Here is a 24,471-nt window from a genome sequence, read left to right on the forward strand (position 1 = left end):
AAATTAACTTGTTATTCATTTAATTTGGCGATAAAACCTCTCGCTATTTCTTCATCACTTTTAATGGCTTCTTTTAATAATTCAACCGTTTTAAAAGTGGCTTCGTCTCTTATAAACTTCAGGAATTCAAGCTGTAAGGGTTTGTTGTATAAATTGGCTTCAGTATCTAGGAAAAATGTTTCAATGGTTCTTGCTTTTCCACCTACGGTTGGGTTGGTGCCTATGCTGGTAATGCCATATTTTAGGACGCCATTAATTTCAGCCTGCGTGATATAAACACCGTTTTTAGGGATGAGCTTGTAAGTTTCGGCGGGTTGTAAATTGGCGGTAGGATAGTCCCAGGTTTTTCCAATTCCTTTTCCTTTTACCACGGTGCCGGTAATCATATAGGGATATCCTAAATAATTATTAGCAGTTTCCACGTCGCCTTCTTTGAGCGCGGTTCTAATTTTTGTGGAACTTACGGCAACGTCATCCAATTCTTGTACGCTTATTTCTTCTACTTCGAAACCATAGGTGACGCCCATTTCTTTTAAATCTACAATATTGGCAGTACGATTACGTCCAAAGCGATGGTCGTAGCCAATAATAATTTTTTTAGCGTGCAATTTATTCACAAGAAGGTCGCGCACATATTCTACTGCGGTCATTCTGGAGAATTGTTTGGTAAAAGGATGAATAACCAAATGATCCAATCCTGTTTTTTCAAGAAGTGCTTTTTTTTCTGAAAGGGTCGTTAGCATTTGGAGCGTTGTATCTTTCTGAAGCACCATTCTAGGGTGGGGAAAGAACGTTAACAACACTGAATTCAAGCCTTCTTTTTTTGCCGAATCCACCAATTTTTTCAGAATGGCTTTGTGCCCAACGTGTACGCCATCGAATGTCCCAATGGTAATAACCGAATGTGTTTCGTTTTTATAGGCTGAAGCAGGATGGTGTTCTTGCATTAGGTTCCGTTAAAAGTGTTCATGGTGTTGTTAACGCCGGCAAGGCCGAAAGATTCTATTATTTCTGCACCTTTTTTAAAACGTTCGGGGAGTTTGGCTTCTTCTTCTGGAGTCCATTCACCCAAGACATAATCTACTTGTCGTCCTTGGCTGAAGGCGTCACTAATTCCAAATCTAAATCTAGGGTATGAAGTGGTCTGTAATGTGTTCTGAATATCTTTCAACCCATTATGACCACCGTCGCTACCCTTGGTTTTTACACGCAAGGAGCCGAAGGGTAGGTTTAGGTCGTCTGTCACTACCAATACATTGTCTATTGAGATTTTTTCTTGATCCATCCAGTATTTTACGGCTTTGCCGCTTAAATTCATATAGGTACTTGGTTTCAATAAAAGGAAAGTGCGTCCTTTCTTTTTGTGAACGGTAATATCGCCCAATTTAGCAGTTTCCCAGGTGAGGTTATTTTCTTCAGCTAAAAAATCAAGGATTTTAAAGCCAATGTTATGACGGGTGTTGTGATATTTTGGACCTATGTTGCCAAGGCCAGCGATCAGAAATTTTTTCATAGGGTCTTCTTCTTCCAAAAGGGAAGTTGGTATATGCACGGGTTCACTTTTGAATAACTTCCGAAGTAAAGAAATCATATATTTTGTTAACTTCCGTAAAAATAAAAAAAGCATCCCGAATAAACGGGATGCTTTCTAACTATTCAATGGTAACAGTTGTTATTATTAAACCGCTGCTTCATCATTTACTTCAGTAGCTGGCACTTCATCTGCAGCAACTTCTCCATCTTCACCTTCTTCACCTTCTTCTTCTTCATCACCAAGTTCTACTATGGCAGTACGAGAAGTTCTGATTTGACAAATTACTGTGTTGTCTGTGTGTAGGATTGTGAAATCTTCATTTTCAATTGAAGTAACATATTTCTTAGCACCAATTTTCATTTCTGAAATATCTACCTCGATAAAATCTGGCAGGTTTTCTGGAATTGCTTTGATACGTAATTTACGGGATACAATACGTAAAACACCACCGTTTCTAACACCACGAGAGGTACCTACGATACGCACAGGAATTTCCATAGTCACTTCCTTGTCGTCTGTTATCTGGAAGAAATCTATGTGTAAAATACGATCGGTTACTGGGTGAAACTGGATATCCTGAAGGATACAGCTCACGTTTTTACCATCGCCTAGGTCAACCACAACTGTATGTACGTCTGGCGTATATACAAGTTTGCTGAAGGCCAATTCATCTGCTGAAAAGTGAATAGGCTCATCTCCTCCGTATACTACGCAAGGTACCTTTCCAGCATTACGTAAGGTTCTGGTTGCCACCTTGCCCACGCTTTCTCTTTTAAGTCCGTTAATTGTAATTGATTTCATTTGTATTTTTTAAATAATGAATTAATTTCCTCATTTTGAGGGTTTGCCCCCTGTAGCAGATTTTGCGTAAGAGGGGTGCAAATGTAAAACAAATGATGAAAATAAAAAAGGCCTTCGATACAATTTTACTCCTGCCTCGTAAAATCACTCAGGCACCTTAAACAAAGACCTTTAATTAAGGGTATTCTTTTAAGTTTTCAAACTTTTAAAATAAATTACTTACCGAAGCAATTGCCCGCACACACCCTACGTCCTAAAGGGGCCAGCGCGCAGTTTGTTTTAGAAAACATAGAACACTACAAGCATAGCGTCCTACCCGCTACCGTCTACCGACTATTTTCAGGCTACATTAAAAACTTAGAACTAATACTCTTGTTCTCGTTTACGTGTAACATCACATCTGCAAAGAGATTCGCGCAGGTTAACACACGTAATTTAGGATGTGTTTTTGCCTGAGGAATAGAATCTGTTACGATTAATTCCTCCAATTTGGAGTTCTCCAGTTTTTCAAAAGCATTACCCGAAAGAATAGGATGCGTACAAATAGCACGAACACTTAAGGCGCCGCGTTCCATCATAAGGTCTGCAGCTTTGGTTAGCGTTCCTGCAGTGTCCACCATGTCATCTACTAGCACTACATTTTTCCCTTGAACGTCCCCAATAAGTTCCATATGTGAGATAATGTTGGCCTTTTCGCGTTGTTTATAACAAATTACTACATCGCTATTTAATGCTTTGGAATATGCATAGGCTCTTTTTGATCCTCCCATATCTGGAGAGGCAATCGTTAAATTGTCCAGATTTAAATTTTTTAAATACGGCAAAAAGATGGTGGAAGCAAAAAGATGGTCTACGGGTTTTTCAAAAAATCCTTGAATTTGATCTGCGTGCAAGTCCATAGTAATAATGCGGGTAGCACCTGCTGTTTCCAGCATTTTAGCCACCAATTTTGCAGCGATAGGAACTCTCGGTTTGTCTTTTCTGTCCTGTCTTGCCCAACCAAAATATGGCAATACCGCTGTAATATGTCTTGCTGAAGCCCGTTTGGCAGCATCCAACATAAGTAACATCTCCATTAAATGATCGCTGTTAGGATGTGTGGAGCCAATAATAAAGACGCGACTTCCACGTACCGACTCTTCAAAAGAAGGCTGAAACTCACCGTCGCTATACGTTGATGTAATTACCTTTCCTAAAGGTTGGCCGTAAGCTTTTGCAATTTGTTCAGCAAGGTGTTGTGATTGTTTACAAGCAAAAATTTTGGACTGTGGCGTAGAATCGGACATGGTTGGATTTTTTATGAGTCACAAAAATAAAGATTACAACAATGCATCCTAGCAATAGTAATTAACAATTTGTCACCAAAAATGAAGTTTTATCAATTTCATTTAAAAAACAAGATAAGAGTTTAAGGAATTTGCTATTTTTGCCGTTCCAACAGGCTCGAGTGGCGGAATTGGTAGACGCGCTGGATTCAAAATCCAGTGACTTCGGTCGTGCGGGTTCGATTCCCGCCTCGAGTACAAGAGGCTCCAACAGAAATGTTGGAGCTTTTTTTTTGGGGGGTACCCCATATTATAGTTTTGTTCAAGAACTAACAGATTAAAAAAAAATCATGAATACAAAAACAGTAATGACCTCAAGTGCTCTACTCTTAGGTGGTATGGGAGTCCCTTTTATCCTTTTTACCAAATGAAGTAATGGAATATCTAACTGTTGAATCAAATATCATTACGATACTCTTTTTGAAGCTATTAAGTGCATTATATTTGGGTTTCGGAATTTTAAATTGGATGGCAAAAGGAACTTTACTAGGAGGAATATACAATAAGCCAATCGCGATTGGGAATCTAATGCATTTTGGAGTTGGGGCAATTGCATTGATTAAAATAGTTTCCAATGTACAAACACATCGAGAAATTATTATTTCGCTAACAGTAGTATATGTGATTTATGCGATACTCTTTGCCTTCATCTTTAGAACTAATCCGGCATAAACTTAACCTATAGAATATGACCTATCACCAAAAAGCACCTAATGAGATTTTGAAAGAATACATCAGGTGTTTTTGGTGGTTAGACAACGATTCGTCAGAAAATCTTAATTACACCATTTTACCTGACGGTTTTTTTGATATTATCGTTCACTTTGATAAGTACAAATACAAAGGCACTGTGCTAACAGGACTATACACAAAAGAGGTTGAAGTGGTAATTCCTCCAAATCATCAACTTTTCGGAATACAATTCAAATTACAAGCTGCGGAATATGTATTCAACAATAGTATTGCTCCGTTGTTAAACTCCGAAAAAAAGATGCCCGATTCTTTTTGGAATCTAAATTCATTTGAATTTTCCGAAAATATAGATACGATTGATGATTTAAGTTCAATCATAAGTCAAGAAGTTACTAAAGAAAATAATCTCGACGATCGAAAATTGCATCTGTTCAAATTATTGAACCAAACTAAAGGCAATGAAAGCGTGCGTTATTTTACCGAGACATTATTTTGGTCTAGTAGACAAATCAATAGATACTTCAATAAAATGTTTGGACTTTCATTAAAAAGCTATTGTAATATACTACGATGTTCGGCATCCTTTAAAGACATCAAAAAAGGAGATTTATTGTCAAACTATTACGACAGATCACATTTCAATAAAGAAATAAAAAAATATACCAACCACACTCCAAAAAACCTGTCCAATAACAAAAACGACCGATTTTTACAAATTTCTATCATACCTGATAAGTAGCTTTGCGATGGTACTAACCATAATAAACTAGGAATGAACAAAGAAGTGGTTGCTTGGAAGCTCAAGGGTCGAACAATAGAAATAAATGGTCATCAAGTATTTTACATAAAGGAGGGTAGCGGTCCTGCCCTTTTAATACTTCACGGGTATCCTTTCAATAGCTTCGAGTGGAAATATGTTTGGGAAAATCTTGTAAAAGAGTACACCGTTTTTACATTTGATTATTTGGGTATGGGATTTTCAGATAAACCCAAAGATCACGATTATAGCTTTCATGAACATTGCGAGATAGTCAACGCTCTCGTCGAGTTTTGGGGTATTAAACAAACTCATATTCTGTCACACGACCTAGGAGTTAGTATTGTGCAAGAGTTATTGGCCAGGGACTTAGCTTCGCAGAACTGCTTTAAAATACAGTCGGTGGTATTTATGAATGGTGGTTTGTTTATGGATAGTTACAAACCTAGAATGATACAGCGATTGCTTTCACAATCTCCAAAACCTATTGGGAAGTTGTTGAGCAAGCTTCTTACTAAAAAGAAATTAGAAAAATCGATACAACCAATTTTCGGTCCCAACACGCAACCCACGAACCAACTCATACATCAATTCTGGGAGATTTTAAATTATAAGGACGGCAAGGCAATCGCATATTTGATAGGCAGACTGGTTTTTGACAAAGTAAACCATCAAGAAAGATGGATACATGCCATGCAAAACACAAAGATCCCTATGTGCTTTATTAATGGGCCATTCGATCCTAATTCGGGTATTCATATGGCGAATCGATATAAAGAATTAATTCCAGACCCTAATGTAAAGCTACTGGGGAAAGACATTGGACATTGGCCACAAATTGAGGACCCGAGTGGTGTTCTGTCCTATTATCAAGAATTTAGACGTGAAATTGATAAATCAGCTAAGGGCAATTCTCTTGATTGAAAAGGTTTTTTAAAACTTGAGAATGTTTGAAATTGAATACATCATATAGTAGTAGAGTATTCCTAAAGACAAAACGTAATGACAAAAAAAATAGCCATAACATTTAGTGTATTTCTATATGCATTTGTCGTCCCTTATTTGGATATAAATGAAACGCACGTTTGGAACCCAGATTGGACGCCTCATGCTCGAATCCACGAAGTTTGGCAATTGATTACCAATTCAAGTATAGGCGTAGTATGCTTGTGGTTGGTTTGGTATAAAAAAGAAGGCCGGTTAAGCACTTTATTAAGCCTCATAGTTATGGGAGGATTTTTAGCAGCATTCTTCTTAAAAGATGGATACGATGGTTCTATGAAATATTTAGATGGAAGTGAAAAGACAGTTTTAGGAATTAATCTTGCAGTTTTAGGCTTTGGAATAGCGTTCTTGTTTTTATTAGGATCACATCTATTTACAAAAACAAAAAGGACTACGCTCAACGACGTATAATGTTTTCAATCCTATTATTGGCTGCTTAAAATCATTCCATATAATGGGTAAATATTGGAACAAGAATAAAATTTTACGTATTATTTTCTTTATATCAATTTGGGCAATTATGCTTGTTAAAACAATTTTTGTATCGGCTAACAAGCTGGAGAGTTTTTTTCACCTTTTTATGGGATAATGTTGGACAACACTTGGCAATCACATTTTAATGTAGACTTATTTCTATGTACTGTGGCGTTCGGAGGTTGGATTATTTACAGGGAAAAATTGATATTAATAGGAATCATGATTGGTGTATTTTCAATCCTTTTTGGCGGAGTATTTGCTTTTCTATATTTGCTTATTTGTGCTATTCGGTCGAAAGGGGATTTACATTTGTTTTTTAATGGAAATACTACAAACCAGAATTAATTGAGATCCTAGCCAAAAATGGAAGAAATAAACCCGAAAACTGCAATTAGAACTCTGCTCTATCTATTGGGAACAGTAATACTTTTTTCATATATGTATTATGCTAAAAATAGTTACCTATGAAATTACCTGGGGTGGAAGATTAAAAAATGATTTCGAGATGTATATTTTTGAAACTATTTCTGTAATAATCAACCTGTTTTTATTTTGGATCTTATTGATAAAAGGGAATTATTTAAGGGCGTTTATATCAATGAAAATTGTGAATATTACTTTATGGGTTTTCTTTATATTATTTGGATTGAATACTATTGGAAATATCTTCGCTAAAACCTATTTTGAGAAATTATTCGCGCTATTAACAGTAGTTTTTTCAATTCTACTTTGGATAATTTTACGAAAAAAACCAAGGCATAATAAAATCTATAAATAACAAGGGTTCCTGGAGTAATTGAAAGGTTTGTGTGTTTTTATGAAGACCGAAATATCTTTGGGACTTTGCTTTTCAGAATATAACTTTCAAAGGTTATTTTAAAGGACTCACGCAAGTAATAGACTGTCCAAAACTATTTCTGAGAAAAGTGGATTTGAGTTGGAAGGAATTAGTAGCAAAGACTACAAAACCACTACAGAAATAATTGTTGATTTTAGTTAGCATGGAAAAATAAAACAATAGCAAAACCGAATACTAACAGTCTTTCAAAAAGCTAACAACAGTGTCCTTATAACTTGCGCCAATAGGGATCTCTCTTTTACCAATTTCAACATCTACCTTAGTAAACGCGGTAACTTTATTTGTATTAACAATAAATGAGCGATGAATCCTCAAAAATTCGTTAGGTAATTTGTACTCAAAATTGCTAATTGAATCCTTCGTGATAACGCTTTTATCATGCAGATATACTTTAACGTAATCCTTTATGCTCTCTACATACAGAATATCGTTGAAATTTAATTTAATAAATTTTTTGTTGGCGTTTACGTATACGTGATTATTGGACTCCTCCTCTTTTACTGTGGCTTCAACAGTGTTTATGTTTACCAGATTCTTGTATTTATTAATTGCTTTGAAAAAACGTGTAAACGAAATGGGTTTTAATAAATAATCAACTACATCCAACTCATAACTCTCTGTTGCATAATTTCTATACGCTGTCGTAAAAATAACTTTGGGAGGGTGTTGCAAGGTTTTTAAAAACTCTATTCCAGACAACAAAGGCATTTCAATATCGAGAAAAATAAGATCTATTTTAGTCGATTTTATCATATCAAGAGCCTCTACTGGATTTTGAAACGTTGAAATAATTTCAATACCAGGGATTTTATCCAAATGTGCCTTTATCACCTGTATTGCCAAAGGTTCGTCATCAATTATCAAACAAGTTATTTTCATGAGTTCATTTTAAATCCAAATATAATTTTACGGAATAACTATCTAAAGAATCTTCGACTTTTAATCGATTTTTATTTGGATAATTTAGCTCTAATTGTCTTTTAAGATTAATAGTTCCAATCCCAGATTTATTAGCGTCTACCTCTAGTAAATGAATCTTTGGCTTCGTATTAAAGACTTCAAATTCAAGTTCGAAATTTATAACAGATAGTGTTATATGTATTCTGGCGTGATTAGGGTTTCCACTTGATCCGTGTTTAAATGCATTTTCAATGATAGGCAATAACATCAAAGGGGCAATTTGAGTATTCGCATTATCAACAGTATGCTTAAATACTAAATCTAGTTTATCACCATAACGTAAAGATTCCAGGTCTATAAACCCTTGCAATAATTCTATTTCCTTTTGTATTGATATTTTGGACTCATCGCTTTGGTATAATATAAAATCCAGCAATGCAGACAGTTTCAATACAATTTCTGGAGCCAGATCAGATTTCGTCAACGTTAAAGCATATAAATTATTAAGTGTATTAAATAAAAAATGAGGCTGTATCTGTGTTTTTAAAAATTTAAGTTCATTAGTTGCTTTTTCTTTTTGCAAAACCTCTAATTGATGCTTTTCCTCAAATCGATTTTTTATCAATTTAACGATCAACATGATAAATCCATAAATATAGACTGTCGGGAAGTAGACAGAAAACAAAAAGGCGGTATCAGATAAAATTTCTACTATAGACTCCTGTGTAAAATCCTTTCTAACAAATGGTTCTGCGATATAAACAACACTCAATCTCCCTACTGCCGAAAATACATATACACATAAGACTATGGACACTATAAATAGCAGGTATTTTTTTTTAAGAAGCAGTCTTGGTAATTGATAATAATTTAAAATGTAAGCAGCTATCATTTGAGAAGGAAGCAATGAAAGGTATATGATTGCCTGAGTCTTTATATCGCCAGAATTCAAACTTGCGATTATGACAAAAATCATTAGAAAAAAGCTCCAGAATAAAAGGTGAGAAATAGCCCTATTCTGGATAACAACATCTATAATAGACTTAGTGTTTTTCATAAAATAAAGATATATAATAATCTTAAGGAAGTACTTTAAGTATACGGACACTTGATAAGTACCCACAGATTGCCGTTTATTCTTGACTAGCTTTATTTTTCTACACAACAACACTTCCGTCATTAAGTATCTTACGTTGAGCTACTTTATAAAAACAGGCTTCACTTAGCCTTTATATTTGTCCTGAATTCAAATGAATACTGCAGTTTTCCACTAACGTTATTCAAAAAAACATCAAATATGAAAAATTTCACAACCACACTAATCCTAGTAGTTACATGCGTGATGACAATTACATCACAAACGTGTGAAAACCTTTTAGAAGCTGTGAGAAACAACGATTTGGTTCAGGTTGAAATTTTTTTAAAAACAACTAATCCAAATTGTAAGTATGATGGAGCTATACAGCCAAGATCGCCTCTTGGAATGGCATCTTTACATGGAAACCTAGCTATTGGAGAAGCCTTGTTTAAAGCCGGCGCAAATGTGTCCTTTAGACATCATAATGACGCAAGTGCGCTGATGATTGCCGCACAAAAGGGACATTACGGCTTTTCTAAATTTTTAATTGATAAAGGAGCTGATATAAATGAGGAGATAAGTAGAGATGGCACACCATTAATGTCTGCTATAAAAGGAAAAAATATAGCCCTGGTAAAACTATTATTGGAATTAGGGGCCAATCCCAATACTGAAATGAAGGGCGACGGCAATGCTGTAATATTAGCAGCAGCGTCAGGTACTATAGAACTATTAGAATTAGTGCTTTGCTATTTACCAGATATTGACAAAAAAACTATCGGTGATGGTACAGCATTGATTCAGGCTTCAAAAAGAGGAAATATCGAAATGGTAAGAACCCTAATTAGTCTTGGAGCGGATGTGAATAAAAAAAGTGAAGGCGATGGAAATCCCTTGATTGCCGCTTCTAAATATAATCATTTAGAGATTGTCAAATTTTTAGTTGAATCTGGAGCGAATGTTAATGCGCATGTAACTGGAGATGAAACACCCCTTATAAATGCAGCATGGAACGGCAATTTAGCTATTGTAAAATATCTAATATCTAAAGGTGCAGCTGTTAACAAGTCGGTTAGAGATAGTTATGCGATACTTTCTGAAAAGAGAAATGCATTAAAAATGGCGAAACGAGGAAAGCATAAAGCTGTAATCACTTATCTAATCGATAAGGGCGCCCAAGAATAAAATCTAAAATAAATAATACGATCATGAAAAAAGTAATTATAATTTCCATTCCAATAATTGTTATGCTTTTAGTAAGCTACCATTTATTAAAACCTATTATTACCCATAATTTTGGAAAAGAAAAACTAGAGGATTTTAGTCACTTACAACTTAATACCAATCATAGTGAACAAATTAAAAAACAAGCGGATAGCTTATTAGTATCAGAATTTAATAAACTTAAAACACCTGCTTTATCGGCTTCCATAGGAATAAATAATACTACTATTTGGTCTAATATAATTGGATATGCCGATGTTGACAACCAAATTCTTGCAGATTCACTTACTACATTTAGAATTGGCAGTACTTCAAAAGCATTGACATCTGTTGGTCTGGGCGTTTTAATTCAGAGTAAAAAACTTACTACTCAATCCTTAGTCAAAGATTTCGTTCCATATGCGAGTCCTATACTGTCTGAACTAACAGTACAGCAATTAGCTTCGCATACCTCAGGAATTAGAAATTATGGAATTTGCTATTGTTTTCCTATTTGGGAATACTATAATACTCGTGAATACGAGTCAATTGAAGAAAGTATTTCTGTTTTTAATGAGGATGAATTACTTTTTGTACCGAGCACAAACTTTAGCTACAGCTCATACAATTATACATTGCTGAGCGCCATGATGGAAGAAGCTTCAGAAAAAAACTTTCTACTCTTTATGCAGGAAAAAGTATTTCAGCCTTTGGCTATGAATCAGACCAAAGCCGACAGACAGAATCAAAACAAGAATACTATTGCAAAATTTTACGAGGTAGAAAATGGGGAAATTAAAGAGTCTTACGAGGTTAATAACAGTGTGAAATGGGCCGGTGGTGGGTTTGTTTCAACAACAAATGATTTAATTAAATTAGGGAATGCGGTTCTTAATTACAGCATAGTAGACTCCTTAACAAGCACGAAATTATTTGAACCAGTAAAACTTAATTCGGGCAAAATAAATAACGAAAATTATGGTATGGGATGGAGAAACGATACTTATAAAACTATCCGTAAAGATGGGCGCGATGTGAATGTTATTCATCACGGAGGGGTAGCAATGGGTTCAACAGCTATGCTAATTTTGCTCCCGGAATATAATATAACAGTAGCCGTAACCATGAATAGAAACGCATCAACACCAGAAACAAAAAATTTATTCTTTAGTCTTCCACATAAACTAGCTGGTTTATTTATTAATTCAAACGAATAAAAAAATAAAAATATCATAGGAGCGAACTTTTGATAGACACTATAAAAATTGAATGAATTAGAAGACCAATCCAATAACACTAAATTTTATAACTATAGAAAACTGAAATTAAAATGAAACAAAATAAAAAAGAAAACCTAAAACTCAAATTGCTAACAATGGTAATTTTATTATCATTTGTAAACGTATTCGGGCAAAACTTGAATACTAAAATAATTTTTCTGAATGACATTTACGTAGCCTATGCTGAGGCTGCAAAAAGTCAGGTTAGCGATTTAAATGATTTAGATCAGGTCTATAAGGATAAAATTCAATCAACAATTATGAATAGATACTTTTTAAAAAGTGAATATTCTGATATTGTAAATATTTATTTTTCCGCACCAATTCAAAATATAGCTGAGTTAAATCAGGTAATCGAAAGGATTAATGCTAATAAAAAAAGGATTGAAAGTAAGGTTACATCAGCGTTAGAAAAAAGTAGCCGCTATCTAAAAAATGATAGTGTAACAATTTACATCCTACCGGCAAATCCAGACAATAAAGCAATGATGCAGCATATGAGTGGAATTATGGGCTTAACGGCAGGGAGCAAACAAATTCTGATCACAATTGAGCCTGATATAGTAGGTTGGGAAGAAATGCTTGAATATGCCATTGCACACGAATTCAATCATGCGTATTGGACACATTTAAATTTCGGAAAATCAACAAAATGGACTTTACTCGATTACTTGATTTTTGAGGGTAGAGGCGACTCATTTGCTCATTTACTATATCCAAAAGTAAAAGCTCCTTGGACTTCTGCACTAAATGAAAAAGATAAAGAGGACTTATGGAATAAGATAAAACCAAAATTACAAAGTGAAGATCTTCGGTTTCAAATGGAGGTTATGTTCGGCTCAAAAAATTATCCTTTTTCCGGAGGTTACACAATTGGATATGAAATAGTTCAACAAGCTCTAAAAAGCACTATGACGGTAGAAAATTGGGCAAACCTAAGTTCAGAAAAAATATTAGAAATGAGCAAGTATTCATGGAAATAGCGTTAGTGTCAAATTAGAGTTAATAGCTAACAAAAGTTGAAATACGAAATTATTGCGACACCTCATAAAATTAATTACTTGCTTCTCGCTTATTTCAAAAATCAACGGATTCCCGCAAGATTCGGTATCCTTTTGCTAGTACAGTTACGTAACAATCGCAACTAACTTATACAATCTCGATGCTACACACTTGAGGAAAATCTAAATAATAAATGAAAAAAGTTATAATCACAGGGAGTTCAAGAAATAATGGAGATACTAAAACGCTAACGAATGAACTATTAAAAAAAACAAATTGGGATTTAATAGACTTGAACGATTATAAATTCGGGTATTATGATTATGAAAATAAAAACAAAAATGACGACTATATCAAATTAATGCGAAAAATAATTGATAATTATGATACTCTGATTTTCGCAACACCTGTTTATTGGTATTCAATGAGTGGAATTATGAAAGTGTTTTTTGATAGAATAACTGATTTATTAGAAATTGAAAAAGACCTCGGACGAAGATTACGTGGAAAAAATATGGCAGTGGTTAGTTGTTCAATAGGAAACAATCTAGGTGATACTTTTTGGCTTCCGTTTTCTGAAACAGCAAATTATTTAGGAATGAAGTATATTGGAAATATACATACCATTACAGGCAAGATAAACGAGCTTGAATTAGATGAGTTTATTATGCGAATTGAAGAATAAAAACGTGTGATAACATCGCATGTAATTTATTGCTAGTTCTAGCCTACTCAGAAAACCCTGCGGATTCCCGCAAGATTCGGTGTCCTTTCGCTATTTTAATTACGTCACTAACCCTTGATAAACCGTTGCCACACTTACCATGGAACATTCTCTAAGACAACATATAGAAGAAATAATTAAACTAACAGATGAAGAGTTTGAATTTGTATTGAGCCATTTTGAAACTACAAACAAACGTAAACATTAATACGTATTACAGGAAGGGGAAATTGCCGATAAAGAATATTGGCACAGTTTGTCCGACACTGAATTATTAAAATTTGGAGCAGACAAAACTAAGTTTCCGAGCGGTAAAGACTGGCAACAAAAGTTAAAGGACGAGATTGATAAAAACGGTAAACAAAAACAATTCTATTATGTACTTTGGCTGCTGAACGATACTCCTATAGGTCATTCAAATATGGATACAATTAAATTTGGTGAATCGGCATATATGCATCTGCACCTTTGGCAATCAACCTTTAAACAAAGGAATTTAGGGTTTCAGTTTTTACAAAAATCTATTCCAGTATATTTTAAAAGTTTTGAATTAGAGAAACTCTATTGCGAACCCAATGCTAACAACACAGCGCCAAATCGTGTATAAGAAAAACTAGGTTTTGAATTTATTAAACAGTCGGAAAAATACCAAATTGGATAACATTTCATCAGAAAGTAAATGAATTTGTATTGAATCGAAATAAGGTAATTAAGTAACACTAAAGGAGAAACTGTTGCCAACTATGTCTATATTACATAGTTGTTTTGGGATTTCATAAAGATTTTTCTTATTCACAAAGCCAGCTGATTTTTTAATCCGAAAAGTTAGCACCTTTTTAAACACTACGGTTTGTATACAAACATGGTATACTTCAAACAGAATACGGTACTCCTAAAATAAAATGTATACTAAACGGAAAAACCAATCAAAGTAAGCACTAAAAATAATCAGTATGAAAATCACACGCCTTTTACTTATGCTCTCATTTTTAAGCACTTCATTTTGTTGGGGTCAGAGTCCGGAATATCAGAAAATGAAAGCGAAAAAAATAGAAAAGAGTTCGGTATTTACTAAAATAATTAATAGAGAGCTAGAAGCTACCATTGTTTATGAGGATAAAGATATTATTGCCTTTGTTCCGTTGCGACCTCAGGCACCTGTTCATTTACTAATTGTTCCCAAAAAGGAAATTCACACGCTTAATGAAGTTTCTGAAGAAGACACGCTATTACTTGGAAAACTGTTTTTAGTGGCAAAAAAACTAGCCAAAGAGCAAGGCATTTCTGAAACTGGCTACCGCCTTTCCATAAATAGTAATGAAGATGCAGGACAATCTGTTTTTCACTTGCACATGCATTTGTTAGGAGGTAAAACCTTAGGTCCAATGGTTGCGCAAGATGAATAAATACGATACACATAGTAGTAAAAAAAAGTTACGTTTGAAAAAATTTCTATCAGATATATATAAAGTAAATGATAAAATTCTAGATCAATATATATCCCATTGGACTGAATACTCAATACCAAAAAAAACTATCATTACTGAATCTGGAAAAACGGAACGTTACATATATTTTGTAGAAGAAGGAATTCAAAAATCATACTATTTAAATGAAGGGAAAGAACATATAATGTTTTTTGCTTATAACCCATCATTTAGTGGTGTTATAGAATCTTTTCTAACTCAAACACCTTCAAGATATTTCCTAGAAACAATTACGGATAGTAAATTATTACGGTTATCGTATAAAAAACATAGTGAACTAATACAAGAAAATAGAGAACTCGAAACTCTTTTTAGAAAAATTACAGAACAATTCTTGTTGGGTATTATAGAGAGACATCATCACTTAATGGCTTTCAATACTGAAACTCGTTTCAAAAAATTTACAAAGAGAAGTCCGCACTTACTCAATATGATTCCTCAGAAAGATATTGCTTCCTATTTACGAATCGACCCAACTAATTTCAGCAAGTTAATCAACACAATCAAACTTTGAAAATCTTGGTTTTTACCAAGAATTAAAACGTTTATAATTCTGAATTTTGTCTCATCATTAATTTAAAACGAAATTATGAGATTAATTAAACACGCATTTATAATAGGAATCACACTATTCACTATGAACACCTATGCGCAACAAAATGAAAGAAATAATATGACAAATCAAGAAATTGTAACAACGTTTTTAAACGGGTTTAATGACTCAACGCAAATTCAAAAATCTTTGGATTTATTAGCCGACGATTACAAATTTAAGAACCCTATGGTTGCGTTAAATTCTAAAGCAGAATTTATAAAATTGGCGCAAGAAATTGGAGCCGTCATAACTGGAATAAATATTATTAACATATCTGAAAATGAGAATTGGGTAGCTACATTTTATGAATTCAAATCATCTATCCCTGGGTTAGAATCAAACATAGCATCTGAATGGTTTAAGGTTGAAGATGGAATTATAAAAGAGTCTCATTTAATTTATGATACTTCGGAGTGGAGAAAATTTTATGCACAAATGAAAAAGTAAATAAACCATTCCAACAATGTATAAAATATAGTGGTTTGGGAGCTTCATCTAAACCGCTTTTTTAAATATTTATATTCTGTGTTTAATTGAAAAGATGTGTGTCTAAATCCGCTACTATTCATATACAAAAACGTTACCTGCAAACTGATTAAACGAAAACTGAAATGTACATAACCATAGAAACGGAAAGATTAACAATAAGACCAATAAATTTGAAGGACGCCCAATTCATTATTGATTTGGTTAATTCTGATGGTTGGCTGAAATTTATTGGAGATAGAAATGTCTCTGATAAAAAGGATGCCGAAAAGTACATCCAAAAGATACTTGATAACACCCATTCTTATTATAACGTTTTTGAATTGAAAGAATCACAAAAGGCTATTGGTATAGTAACTTTTCTTGAAAGAGAAAATGAAACATTTCCTGATATTGGATTTGCTTTACTACCAGATTTTGGAAATAATGGATATACATTCGAAGCGACTAAGGCTTATCTTGAAGAAATAAAAAGGATACATAAATACGATAATATAATTGCTATTACGATACCTGAAAATCAAAAGTCAATTCATTTATTGGAAAAACTCGGACTGAGATATGGAGGTGATTACAAAAAAGGAAATGAAACCTTATCATACTTTGGCTTAAAGAAATTAAAAGAAGCCAGCAGGTAAAAACGTCTATAATTAATTGCTAGTGCAAGCTTACTTATGGAAATCCTCGTAGATTTTCTATTCGGTTTGTATTTGCTAATTCAATTTCTGAAGCACACAAATCCATCAGTACCATTAAAATGACACATCCTCTAAGACTACATATTGAAGAAGTAATTAGCCTTACAGATGAGGAATTTGATTTTGTGTTAAGCCATTTTGAGCAAATTAATAAGCGTAAACATCAATATATTGTTCAAGAAGGGGAAATTGTAAACAAAGAATTCTGGATCTTAAAAGGTTGTTTGAAAAGCTATTTTGTTGATCATAAGGGAAAAGAACATATACTTCAATTTGGAATGGAAAATTGGTGGATTACAGATTATGAATCTTTTGTAAAACAAACTAAATCTAAAACCTCTATTGACTGTATAGAGGATAGTGAATTACTATATATATCATTCGAAAATAGGGATAAGCTAACGGCTCAAATGCACAAAATGGAACGTTTTTGGGCGAAAAAGGTAAAATTGGGCGAATCGCGCTTCAAAACAGAGTTTTATCATTGTTAAAAGATTCAACTAAAGAAAGTTACGATGTGCTTCTAGAGCAAAATCCAAAACTCTTTCAACGGGTTCCTAAAAAGATGATTGCTGGGTGTTTAGGCGTTTCTAGAGAAACACTTAGCAGATTAAATTCATAACTATACTTCTTCATTTCATCACTTAACGGGATCTATATCACACCAGATGAGCAGGTGACCAAAGAAAAAAAAATAAAAGTTTCTACAAAATTATAATAATTATGAAAGCAATATTCGCAAATAAAAGAGGTATCGAAAATATAGAGATAAGAGATATAGCTATCCCAAAAATTAAACAAAACGAAGTACTTATAAAAATAAAGGCTATAGGCGTTAACCCAGTAGATTGGAAAGGTCTGGAAAGTGGTGAGTTTGGAGATTCTTATATTTTAGGTACTGATATTTCTGGTGTTATCGAAAAGATTGGAAGTGAAGTTACAAGATTTAAAATAGGAGATGCTGTAATAGGGTCATTAGATTTTAATAAACAAGGTGCTTATGCTGAATTTGTTGCTAGTGAGGAAAAGTTTCTCGCAAGCAAGCCAAAAAACGTAACTTTTCAAGAAGCTGCTGCAATCCCTATGAGTAGTTTAACGGCTTGGCAAGGAATTTTTGATACGTTAGGAGTAGTTAGGAATGAAAAAGTTGTCATTCAGGCTGCTGCTGGAGCTGTTGGTATTTTTGCCTTGCAATTTGCAAAATGGACTGGGGCATTTGTAATTGCTATAACATCAGAAAAAAATACTGCGTTTATAAGATCATTAGGTGCCGACATGGTTATCGATTATACTAAAATTGACTTTTCTGAAGTTCTGGAACATATAGATGCCGTTTTTGATAGTGTTGAAACTGAAGCTAAAGCATTCAAAGTATTGAAAAAAGGCGGTAAATATGTTGGAATATCTTCATTGTCCACCCCAATTTCAGAAACACTTATAGCTCAATATGATGTGTCGGCGTCAAAATATTTATTCCAGTCAAATAATGTTCAATTAGAAAAAATTGTAGCGTTAATTGAGGGTGAAAAAGTAAAAGTTTTTATTGATACAGTTTTTTCAATTACAGAAGTAAAAGAGGCTCTCAAATATCAAAAAAGAGGGCATTCAAGAGGTAAAAACATATTAGTGTTTGATTAGATATACTTCACAACGCCACGCTCTATATGGTAAAACGTTAGGCTCAACGTAGCAAAAACGGTATCCACTCGTCTTTCATAGACAGACCAATCAAAAACATAATATGAAACAGAATTCATCCGAACGGAAGGAAGCTTGGAATACCATCTTTATTTTCCTGGGTATCCTTACCGTTATAAGCTCACTGTTTCATTATGCCATTGTTAATTTGTATCCTTCTCGAATATACGTTGGTGCACTCATGTGGTGTCCAGCAATAGCTGCAATAATTACAATGAAACTAAAAAGACGACCTATTTCTTCCATACCTTGGAAATGGGCAGATGGGAAATATATTCGCATGTCTTATTTTATTCCTGCTATGTATGTTTTAATTACCTATATACTCATCTGGATTTTTGGATTAGGAGGATTGTCGAATGAAGAGAACATTATGGAATGGGCTACAGAACTTGAATTAGTTGGAATTGGGACATTAAAACCAACATTTGCCGTAATCATAGGTGTTATTTTGCTAGGAACTGTAGGCGTTATAAGGTCAATGGCAACGGTTTTAGGAGAAGAAATAGGGTGGCGAGGTTTTTTAATCTATGAATCAAGAAAGGTTCTTTCTTTTACCGGTGTTTCCCTTTTTGTTGGATTTATCTGGGCATTCTGGCATTGGCCAATATTATTGTATTACAGTGAAAATGTCACTTTGGAGTTTATAACTTTTTTTGTTTTTGTAATTTCGATGTCATTTATTATGACCTATTATACTTTTAAATCTAAAAGTTTGTGGCCAGCTGTAATCTTTCACGCAGTTAGTAATGTATACATTCAAAAAATATTTCCACCGCTAACAATGAAAATTGAAGGAACTGAACATTGGCTTGGCGAAAACGGAATTATGTTTGCCATTGTAACCTTAGTATTTGGAATGTACTATTGGTATAAAGGAGTTAAAGAAAAAGTGTAGCAAAACACTATTCCTGAAAAGTATAACCTTTTCAGAAGAAATTTTAATATAGGTGAACGCTATTCGAAATTAGAAAAAATTCTATAATACGAAAATAAAAACAGCTGCTTTAAAGCTTTTTCTTCGGTTTACGGTAGCGCAATTTTTGTTTTATTTAAAGTAACGTTCTTATTAATACTACATACAAACAACGTTGCATTGCCGAGACGGGTTTTCAGCAAAATGTAAAAGCACTTCCATTTCTAATTGAATTCACTTTGAAAATACGTTATAAACTCGGTTTTATATTTATTGGTAGTATCAACTAGTGTAGCTATATACCATTTTCTGAATAACCCATTTTTTGTGATTCGAACAGATTTCAATTGCTTATTCACCAAATACGGCTTTAATAACCAGTTTGACATTGTCGTTACTCCCCTACCCGCATCGACCATTTCAATTATGGCATCGGTCAATTGTAATTTGGAGACCTTTTTTGGTGTGATGTTGGAAGGAATCAGAATCTTTTTGGCAACAGTATTATTCTCAAAATCTTCTGTATACATAAAGTAATTTTCATTTAAGAAATGTTTACTTGTCACATACTTTTTCTCCTGTAAATAATGTCCATCTGGAACCACTAATAAAATTTCATCCCTGAATAATTCATGGTATAACAGATTTTTATTTTTTATAGGATCAATCACGATTGCCAAATCTATTTTTCCTTCAAGAAGAGATTTTATGGGATTTCCAGTTGCTTCCACATCAATTCCTATGTCCACATTAGGATGCTTTTTTTCAAAAGAACTTAAAAGGCTTGGGAACCAATTGTAAGAGGTTACACATTCAGTACTAATTTTAATTGAACCGTTATCACCTTGAATTTCATTAACTAATAATTCTTTACAGAGATCTAATCTAGGAAGTAATTCTTTTGCGGTATTGAGTAAAACAGTACCCGCATTTGTGAGAATCATTTTCTTACCTACTCTATTAAATACGGGTATTCCGATATGCGTTTCTAATTTTTTTAATAAATGACTCGCCGCTGGTTGCGTAATATTCATAGCATCTGCACACTTTGACAAACTTCCTAATGTAATAATATTGTGTACTAATTGTAAATGTCTAATCTCTAAATCCATAAGTAAATGTAATAGTTTTGATTAAATATATTCATAATATTTATGCATTAAAAACAGATACCTTCGTTCAATATATAATTACCAATTAAAATATCATGATAAAGCCATTTAAGGTAAACATACCTGAACCTGTTTTGGACGACCTTCGTCTAAGACTATCTCAAGCACGCTGGCCAGATAAAATTAAAGATTCAGGCTGGGATTATGGAACCTCACTGGACTACATGAAGGAATTGTGCGATTATTGGCTTACGGAATTCTCATGGAGAAAAACTGAGGACACCATAAATTTATATCCAAATTATATGGCAGAGATTGATGGCGCTGAAATCCATTTCTTGCATATTAAAGGTGAAAGCGAAAATTCCATACCATTACTAATAACACATGGTTGGCCGGGGTCATTTCTTGAAATTATGAAACTTATTCCCTTACTAACGAAAGGTCGTGACATCTCTTTTGATTTGGTAATACCTTCGATAATTGGATTTGGATTTTCAAGTAAATGTGTACAACCCGGCTGTGATAATTCCTTTGTTGCAGATTTGTGGCGTAAGTTAATGTTACAACTAGGGTATGAAAAATATGGTGCTCAGGGTGGTGATATTGGATCGGGCATAAGCACCTGGCTTGCCATGAAATATCCTTCCCAAGTTATAGGATTACATCTCAATTATATTTCTGATTCTTTCCGTCCCTATTGTCAAAATGATGAAGAAAATTCTACAGATGTAAAAAAATATAAAAAGGAACTTGAAAACTGGGCTTCCAAAGAGGCGGGATATGCATATATTCAAAGCACCAAGCCAATAACTTTAGCCTATGGCTTAAATGATTCGCCTATTGGATTATGTGCCTGGATTGTCGAAAAATTAAATAGCTGGAGTGATAGTAAAGGCGGGATTGAAACAGTATTTACCAAGGATGAAATACTTTCGAACGTTACTTTATATTGGGTTACGCAAACGATTCATTCTTCCATAAGAATTTATAACGAAAACAGTAAACGTCCAATGATTTTCCAGTCATCAGATTTTGTGCAAGTACCTGTGGCGTACGCTAATTTCCCTGGAGAAATTTCAAGACCTCCTCGTGCTTATACAGCCCTGGGTTATAATATTACAAGATGGACAGATATGCCATCAGGCGGTCATTTTGCAGCTATGGAGAAACCAGAACTGTTAGCATCAGACATTAAAGAGTTTTTCAATTCATTATAATTAAATAAGCAGCATGGAATTTAAAAATAAAAATGTGTTAATTACGGGTGGTTCAAAAGGTATCGGCAGAGCCACGGCTATTGCGTTCGCAAATAAAGGGGCAAACGTTGCTATTAACTATAAATCCGATGATCTTGGGGCCAAAGAAACTCTTTCGTTATTAAAAAAAGGGAATCACATGTTACTAAAAGGAGATGTTTCAGATGAAGGTGTGCCCGAAGTACTTATAAACGATTTCATTAAGAAATACAAAACACTCGACGTTTTAATAAATAATGCCGGTGTAGCAATCTTTCATGAAATTGATAAGGTAAGCTTCGAAGATTGGAAAGATGCCTGGCAAACAACTATGAATACAAACCTAATATCTGTAGCTAATCTATGTTACTGGGCTTCAAAAGAAATGATAAAAAACAATGGAGGTCGCATTGTTAATGTATCATCTCGGGGAGCATTTAGAGGGGAGCCTAACATGCCGGCGTACGGATCTAGTAAGGCAGGCCTCAATTCGTTGAGTCAATCCATTGCCAAATCACTTGCTAAATACAATATAGGCGTTGGCGTTGTTGCTCCAGGGTTTACAGATACAGAAATGGCTAAAAGTGCATTGACAGATGAAGAAAAAGAAAGTTTACTCCTTGAATCTCCTTTCAAAAGAATGGCAGAACCCGACGAAGTAGCGCATACAATACTATTTCTCGCATCAAAACAGGCGCTGTATACATCAGGAGCAATCATCGATGTAAATGGAGCTTCTTATTTAAGAACATAAGATTGAAACTTATACAGTTGAAACTTTACATAGGAATACGAATTATTGAAAATATTACTACTTACTTATGAAACTCGATTTAGAATTTATACGATCGCAATTTCCCGCTTTTTCAGAACCTACGTTAAAGGGGTGGGCATTTTTTGAAAGTGCAGGTGGCTCTTATCCTTGCATACAAGTTATAAATAGGTTAACCGATTTTTATGTGAAAAACAAGGTGCAGCCCAACTATCCTTATCCAACTTCCATAGTAGCCGGAGAATTGATGGAGGCTTCTTATAAGAGAATGGCTGACTACTTGAATGTTGAAGATTCAGAAATTCATTTTGGTCCATCCACAACGCAAAATGTTTATGTTTTGGCGAATGCTATGCGCCCAATGTGGAAGGATGGTGACGAAATCATTGTTTCTTGTCAGGATCATGAGGCCAATGCAGGCGCATGGAGAAAATTGGCAGAGCAAGGAATAAAAATTGTAGAATGGCATGTAGATTCAAAAACAGGATTGTTATGTATTGATGAATTAGAAAGTTTATTTTCTGAACGCACAAAGATGGTTGCTTTTCCACATTGTTCGAACGTAATAGGCCATTTGAACAATGTAAAAGAAATTAGCCAAATGGCTCATAAGCATGGGGCATTATCTGTGGTTGACGGAGTTGGTTACGCTCCACATGGTTTTCCGGATTTAAAAGATCTGGGGATGGATATTTATCTTTTGTCATTGTACAAAACCTTTGGCCCTCATTTAGGGCTGATGTATGTAAATAAAGAGTTGATAGGAAAAATGGAAAACCAAGCTCATTTTTTTAAGGATGGGATAACCAGGAGTATGTTAACACCAGCAGGACCCGATCATGCTCAAATTGCAGCTGCTAGTGGAATATTAGATTATTTTGATGCGGTTTATAAACATCATTTTGATGAAGAAGCAGCACCTGCTCAAAGAAACAAAGCGTTAAATAGACTATTTCAAGAGCATGAAATATCCCTATTGGAGCCCTTGCTTTATTTTTTAAGATCTCGCGATGATATCCAAATAGTAGGCCCTGATAGTATAGAATTAAGGGTGGCAATAGTTTCAATTATTCCTAAGGATAAAAACATTAAAAAGGTTTATGAATCCTTAACTGAACACAAATTGATGATAGGTATGGGCCATTTTAATGCGGTTCGTCCTCTTATGGATTTAGAAATCCCAAGACAACCTGGAGTACTAAGAATTTCCTTTTTACATTATACCAGTAAAGAGGAAATGAATCAGTTGTTAGATGGGTTAAAAATCGCGCTTGACAACTAAGATTTGAACTACAAGAAGCTATAGAAGCCTCATTATATTAATTCACATATCATTATGCAAATTGAACTATCCAGTATTATCCCTAAAGAAATTATTCCAGGCTGTCACGCCAAACTTGTCCATACGCAACATATGAGTTTTGCATTCTGGGATATTGAAAAAGGAGCGATACTACCTGAACATCATCATATGAATGAGCAAGTAATGCAAGTAATAGAAGGTGAATTTGAGCTAACCCTACATAAAACCACCAAAATATATAATCCGGGGTCACTTGTCATAATTCCCCCTAACGAACCGCATTGTGGAAAGGCCATCACTTCTTGTAAAATACTGGACGTTTTTAGCCCGGCAAGAGATGATTTTTATTAAAAGCTATAAAAAAGGTTTTTTATTAAACTGGAGCTAAATAAAGAAAATAATCTAGTCAATCGAAAAATCTATCTTTTCAGGTTAATGAGACAAACTAAAAGCTATTAAAGCGTGAGCTATTTCACCGGTAAATTATCTTGGTAAAGCAGACAAATCAACAGATATTTTAATAAGATA

Annotated in this window: 27 protein-coding genes and 1 tRNA gene; 21 read left to right on the forward strand and 7 right to left on the reverse strand. The window is 34.1% G+C overall.

The window, feature by feature from the left end; genetic code table 11:
* Nucleotides 1–11: 11 nt before the first annotated feature.
* From ACQ2HF_RS05180 to ACQ2HF_RS05195, 4 genes are all read right to left on the reverse strand, one after another.
* Entirely contained in the window at nt 12–947 is a 936-nt protein-coding gene (locus tag ACQ2HF_RS05180; RefSeq protein ID WP_432412462.1) for a bifunctional riboflavin kinase/FAD synthetase, read from the reverse strand.
* On the reverse strand, nt 947–1,591 hold the full coding sequence (gene pth, locus ACQ2HF_RS05185) for an aminoacyl-tRNA hydrolase (RefSeq protein WP_432412463.1): 645 nt from the start codon (nt 1,589–1,591) through the stop codon (nt 947–949). The genes ACQ2HF_RS05180 and pth overlap by 1 nt, the downstream gene beginning before the upstream one ends.
* Before the next feature lie 87 nt (nt 1,592–1,678).
* On the reverse strand, nt 1,679–2,335 hold the full coding sequence (locus ACQ2HF_RS05190) for a 50S ribosomal protein L25/general stress protein Ctc (protein ID WP_432412464.1): 657 nt from the start codon (nt 2,333–2,335) through the stop codon (nt 1,679–1,681).
* A gap of 344 nt (nt 2,336–2,679) precedes the next feature.
* Nucleotides 2,680–3,621, reverse strand: coding sequence for a ribose-phosphate pyrophosphokinase (locus ACQ2HF_RS05195; protein WP_432412465.1), 942 nt, complete (start codon nt 3,619–3,621; stop codon nt 2,680–2,682).
* 155 nt (nt 3,622–3,776) lie between these two features.
* On the opposite strand from ACQ2HF_RS05195, the gene ACQ2HF_RS05200 reads away from it, so the two are divergent.
* From ACQ2HF_RS05200 to ACQ2HF_RS05220, 5 genes are all read left to right on the forward strand, one after another.
* Nucleotides 3,777–3,858 (forward strand) — tRNA-Leu (locus tag ACQ2HF_RS05200).
* A 177-nt stretch (nt 3,859–4,035) separates the two neighbouring features.
* Nucleotides 4,036–4,332 carry a hypothetical protein gene (locus tag ACQ2HF_RS05205; RefSeq protein WP_432412466.1) on the forward strand — a complete coding sequence of 99 codons (297 nt, stop codon included), beginning with the start codon at nt 4,036–4,038 and terminating at the stop codon, nt 4,330–4,332.
* Nucleotides 4,333–4,348: 16 nt separating this feature from the next.
* Entirely contained in the window at nt 4,349–5,092 is a 744-nt protein-coding gene (locus tag ACQ2HF_RS05210) for a DUF6597 domain-containing transcriptional factor (RefSeq protein ID WP_432412467.1), read from the forward strand.
* 33 nt (nt 5,093–5,125) lie between these two features.
* Nucleotides 5,126–6,034: an alpha/beta fold hydrolase gene (locus ACQ2HF_RS05215; protein ID WP_432412468.1), complete on the forward strand. Its 909-nt coding sequence runs from the start codon at nt 5,126–5,128 to the stop codon at nt 6,032–6,034.
* Nucleotides 6,035–6,112: 78 nt separating this feature from the next.
* Nucleotides 6,113–6,526 (forward strand): hypothetical protein, encoded by a 414-nt coding sequence (locus ACQ2HF_RS05220; protein WP_432412469.1) that lies wholly within the window; start codon nt 6,113–6,115, stop codon nt 6,524–6,526.
* Between the two features lie 1,099 nt (nt 6,527–7,625).
* Here ACQ2HF_RS05220 and ACQ2HF_RS05225 read toward each other — a convergent pair.
* Both ACQ2HF_RS05225 and ACQ2HF_RS05230 read right to left on the reverse strand, forming a co-directional pair.
* The gene (locus ACQ2HF_RS05225) at nt 7,626–8,330 is read right to left on the reverse strand and encodes a LytR/AlgR family response regulator transcription factor (RefSeq protein ID WP_432412470.1); all 705 of its coding nucleotides are present in this window, start codon (nt 8,328–8,330) and stop codon (nt 7,626–7,628) included.
* A gap of 4 nt (nt 8,331–8,334) precedes the next feature.
* Nucleotides 8,335–9,408 carry a sensor histidine kinase gene (locus ACQ2HF_RS05230; RefSeq protein WP_432412471.1) on the reverse strand — a complete coding sequence of 358 codons (1,074 nt, stop codon included), beginning with the start codon at nt 9,406–9,408 and terminating at the stop codon, nt 8,335–8,337.
* Nucleotides 9,409–9,648: 240 nt separating this feature from the next.
* On the opposite strand from ACQ2HF_RS05230, the gene ACQ2HF_RS05235 reads away from it, so the two are divergent.
* From ACQ2HF_RS05235 to ACQ2HF_RS05290, 12 genes are all read left to right on the forward strand, one after another.
* A complete protein-coding gene (locus tag ACQ2HF_RS05235; RefSeq protein WP_432412472.1) occupies nt 9,649–10,614 on the forward strand; it encodes an ankyrin repeat domain-containing protein in 966 nt (321 codons plus the stop codon).
* A gap of 23 nt (nt 10,615–10,637) precedes the next feature.
* Nucleotides 10,638–11,849 carry a serine hydrolase domain-containing protein gene (locus ACQ2HF_RS05240; RefSeq protein ID WP_432412473.1) on the forward strand — a complete coding sequence of 404 codons (1,212 nt, stop codon included), beginning with the start codon at nt 10,638–10,640 and terminating at the stop codon, nt 11,847–11,849.
* Between the two features lie 113 nt (nt 11,850–11,962).
* Nucleotides 11,963–12,895 carry a DUF2268 domain-containing protein gene (locus ACQ2HF_RS05245; protein ID WP_432412474.1) on the forward strand — a complete coding sequence of 311 codons (933 nt, stop codon included), beginning with the start codon at nt 11,963–11,965 and terminating at the stop codon, nt 12,893–12,895.
* Between the two features lie 212 nt (nt 12,896–13,107).
* Nucleotides 13,108–13,599, forward strand: coding sequence for a flavodoxin family protein (locus ACQ2HF_RS05250; protein ID WP_432412475.1), 492 nt, complete (start codon nt 13,108–13,110; stop codon nt 13,597–13,599).
* Between the two features lie 295 nt (nt 13,600–13,894).
* A complete protein-coding gene (locus ACQ2HF_RS05255) occupies nt 13,895–14,245 on the forward strand; it encodes a hypothetical protein (protein WP_432412476.1) in 351 nt (116 codons plus the stop codon).
* Nucleotides 14,246–14,591: 346 nt separating this feature from the next.
* On the forward strand, nt 14,592–15,044 hold the full coding sequence (locus ACQ2HF_RS05260) for a histidine triad nucleotide-binding protein (RefSeq protein ID WP_432412477.1): 453 nt from the start codon (nt 14,592–14,594) through the stop codon (nt 15,042–15,044).
* Nucleotides 15,045–15,078: 34 nt separating this feature from the next.
* Nucleotides 15,079–15,639, forward strand: coding sequence for a Crp/Fnr family transcriptional regulator (locus ACQ2HF_RS05265; RefSeq protein WP_432412478.1), 561 nt, complete (start codon nt 15,079–15,081; stop codon nt 15,637–15,639).
* 75 nt (nt 15,640–15,714) lie between these two features.
* On the forward strand, nt 15,715–16,167 hold the full coding sequence (locus ACQ2HF_RS05270) for a nuclear transport factor 2 family protein (RefSeq protein ID WP_432412479.1): 453 nt from the start codon (nt 15,715–15,717) through the stop codon (nt 16,165–16,167).
* 164 nt (nt 16,168–16,331) lie between these two features.
* Nucleotides 16,332–16,844: a GNAT family N-acetyltransferase gene (locus ACQ2HF_RS05275; RefSeq protein WP_432412480.1), complete on the forward strand. Its 513-nt coding sequence runs from the start codon at nt 16,332–16,334 to the stop codon at nt 16,842–16,844.
* A 119-nt stretch (nt 16,845–16,963) separates the two neighbouring features.
* Nucleotides 16,964–17,395, forward strand: a complete 432-nt coding sequence (locus ACQ2HF_RS05280; RefSeq protein WP_432412481.1) for a Crp/Fnr family transcriptional regulator — start codon at nt 16,964–16,966, stop codon at nt 17,393–17,395.
* A gap of 232 nt (nt 17,396–17,627) precedes the next feature.
* Nucleotides 17,628–18,542: an NADP-dependent oxidoreductase gene (locus ACQ2HF_RS05285; protein ID WP_432412482.1), complete on the forward strand. Its 915-nt coding sequence runs from the start codon at nt 17,628–17,630 to the stop codon at nt 18,540–18,542.
* 103 nt (nt 18,543–18,645) lie between these two features.
* The gene (locus tag ACQ2HF_RS05290; RefSeq protein ID WP_432412483.1) at nt 18,646–19,500 is read left to right on the forward strand and encodes a CPBP family intramembrane glutamic endopeptidase; all 855 of its coding nucleotides are present in this window, start codon (nt 18,646–18,648) and stop codon (nt 19,498–19,500) included.
* Between the two features lie 242 nt (nt 19,501–19,742).
* On the opposite strand, the gene ACQ2HF_RS05295 is transcribed toward ACQ2HF_RS05290, so the two are convergent.
* Entirely contained in the window at nt 19,743–20,630 is an 888-nt protein-coding gene (locus tag ACQ2HF_RS05295) for a LysR family transcriptional regulator (RefSeq protein ID WP_432412484.1), read from the reverse strand.
* 95 nt (nt 20,631–20,725) lie between these two features.
* On the opposite strand from ACQ2HF_RS05295, the gene ACQ2HF_RS05300 reads away from it, so the two are divergent.
* The 4 genes from ACQ2HF_RS05300 (at nt 20,726) to ACQ2HF_RS05315 (ending at nt 24,294) form a co-directional block, all read left to right on the forward strand.
* Nucleotides 20,726–21,850 (forward strand): epoxide hydrolase family protein, encoded by a 1,125-nt coding sequence (locus tag ACQ2HF_RS05300; RefSeq protein WP_432412485.1) that lies wholly within the window; start codon nt 20,726–20,728, stop codon nt 21,848–21,850.
* A 13-nt stretch (nt 21,851–21,863) separates the two neighbouring features.
* On the forward strand, nt 21,864–22,622 hold the full coding sequence (locus ACQ2HF_RS05305; protein ID WP_432412486.1) for an SDR family NAD(P)-dependent oxidoreductase: 759 nt from the start codon (nt 21,864–21,866) through the stop codon (nt 22,620–22,622).
* Nucleotides 22,623–22,689: 67 nt separating this feature from the next.
* Nucleotides 22,690–23,922 carry an aminotransferase class V-fold PLP-dependent enzyme gene (locus tag ACQ2HF_RS05310; RefSeq protein ID WP_432412487.1) on the forward strand — a complete coding sequence of 411 codons (1,233 nt, stop codon included), beginning with the start codon at nt 22,690–22,692 and terminating at the stop codon, nt 23,920–23,922.
* Nucleotides 23,923–23,976: 54 nt separating this feature from the next.
* A complete protein-coding gene (locus ACQ2HF_RS05315) occupies nt 23,977–24,294 on the forward strand; it encodes a cupin domain-containing protein (RefSeq protein ID WP_432412488.1) in 318 nt (105 codons plus the stop codon).
* The last annotated feature ends 177 nt before the right edge of the window (nt 24,295–24,471 follow it).

The sequence above is a fragment of the Rasiella sp. SM2506 genome (genome assembly GCF_050859505.1).
In the GTDB taxonomy this organism is placed as follows: Bacteria; Bacteroidota; Bacteroidia; order Flavobacteriales; family Flavobacteriaceae; genus Marinirhabdus.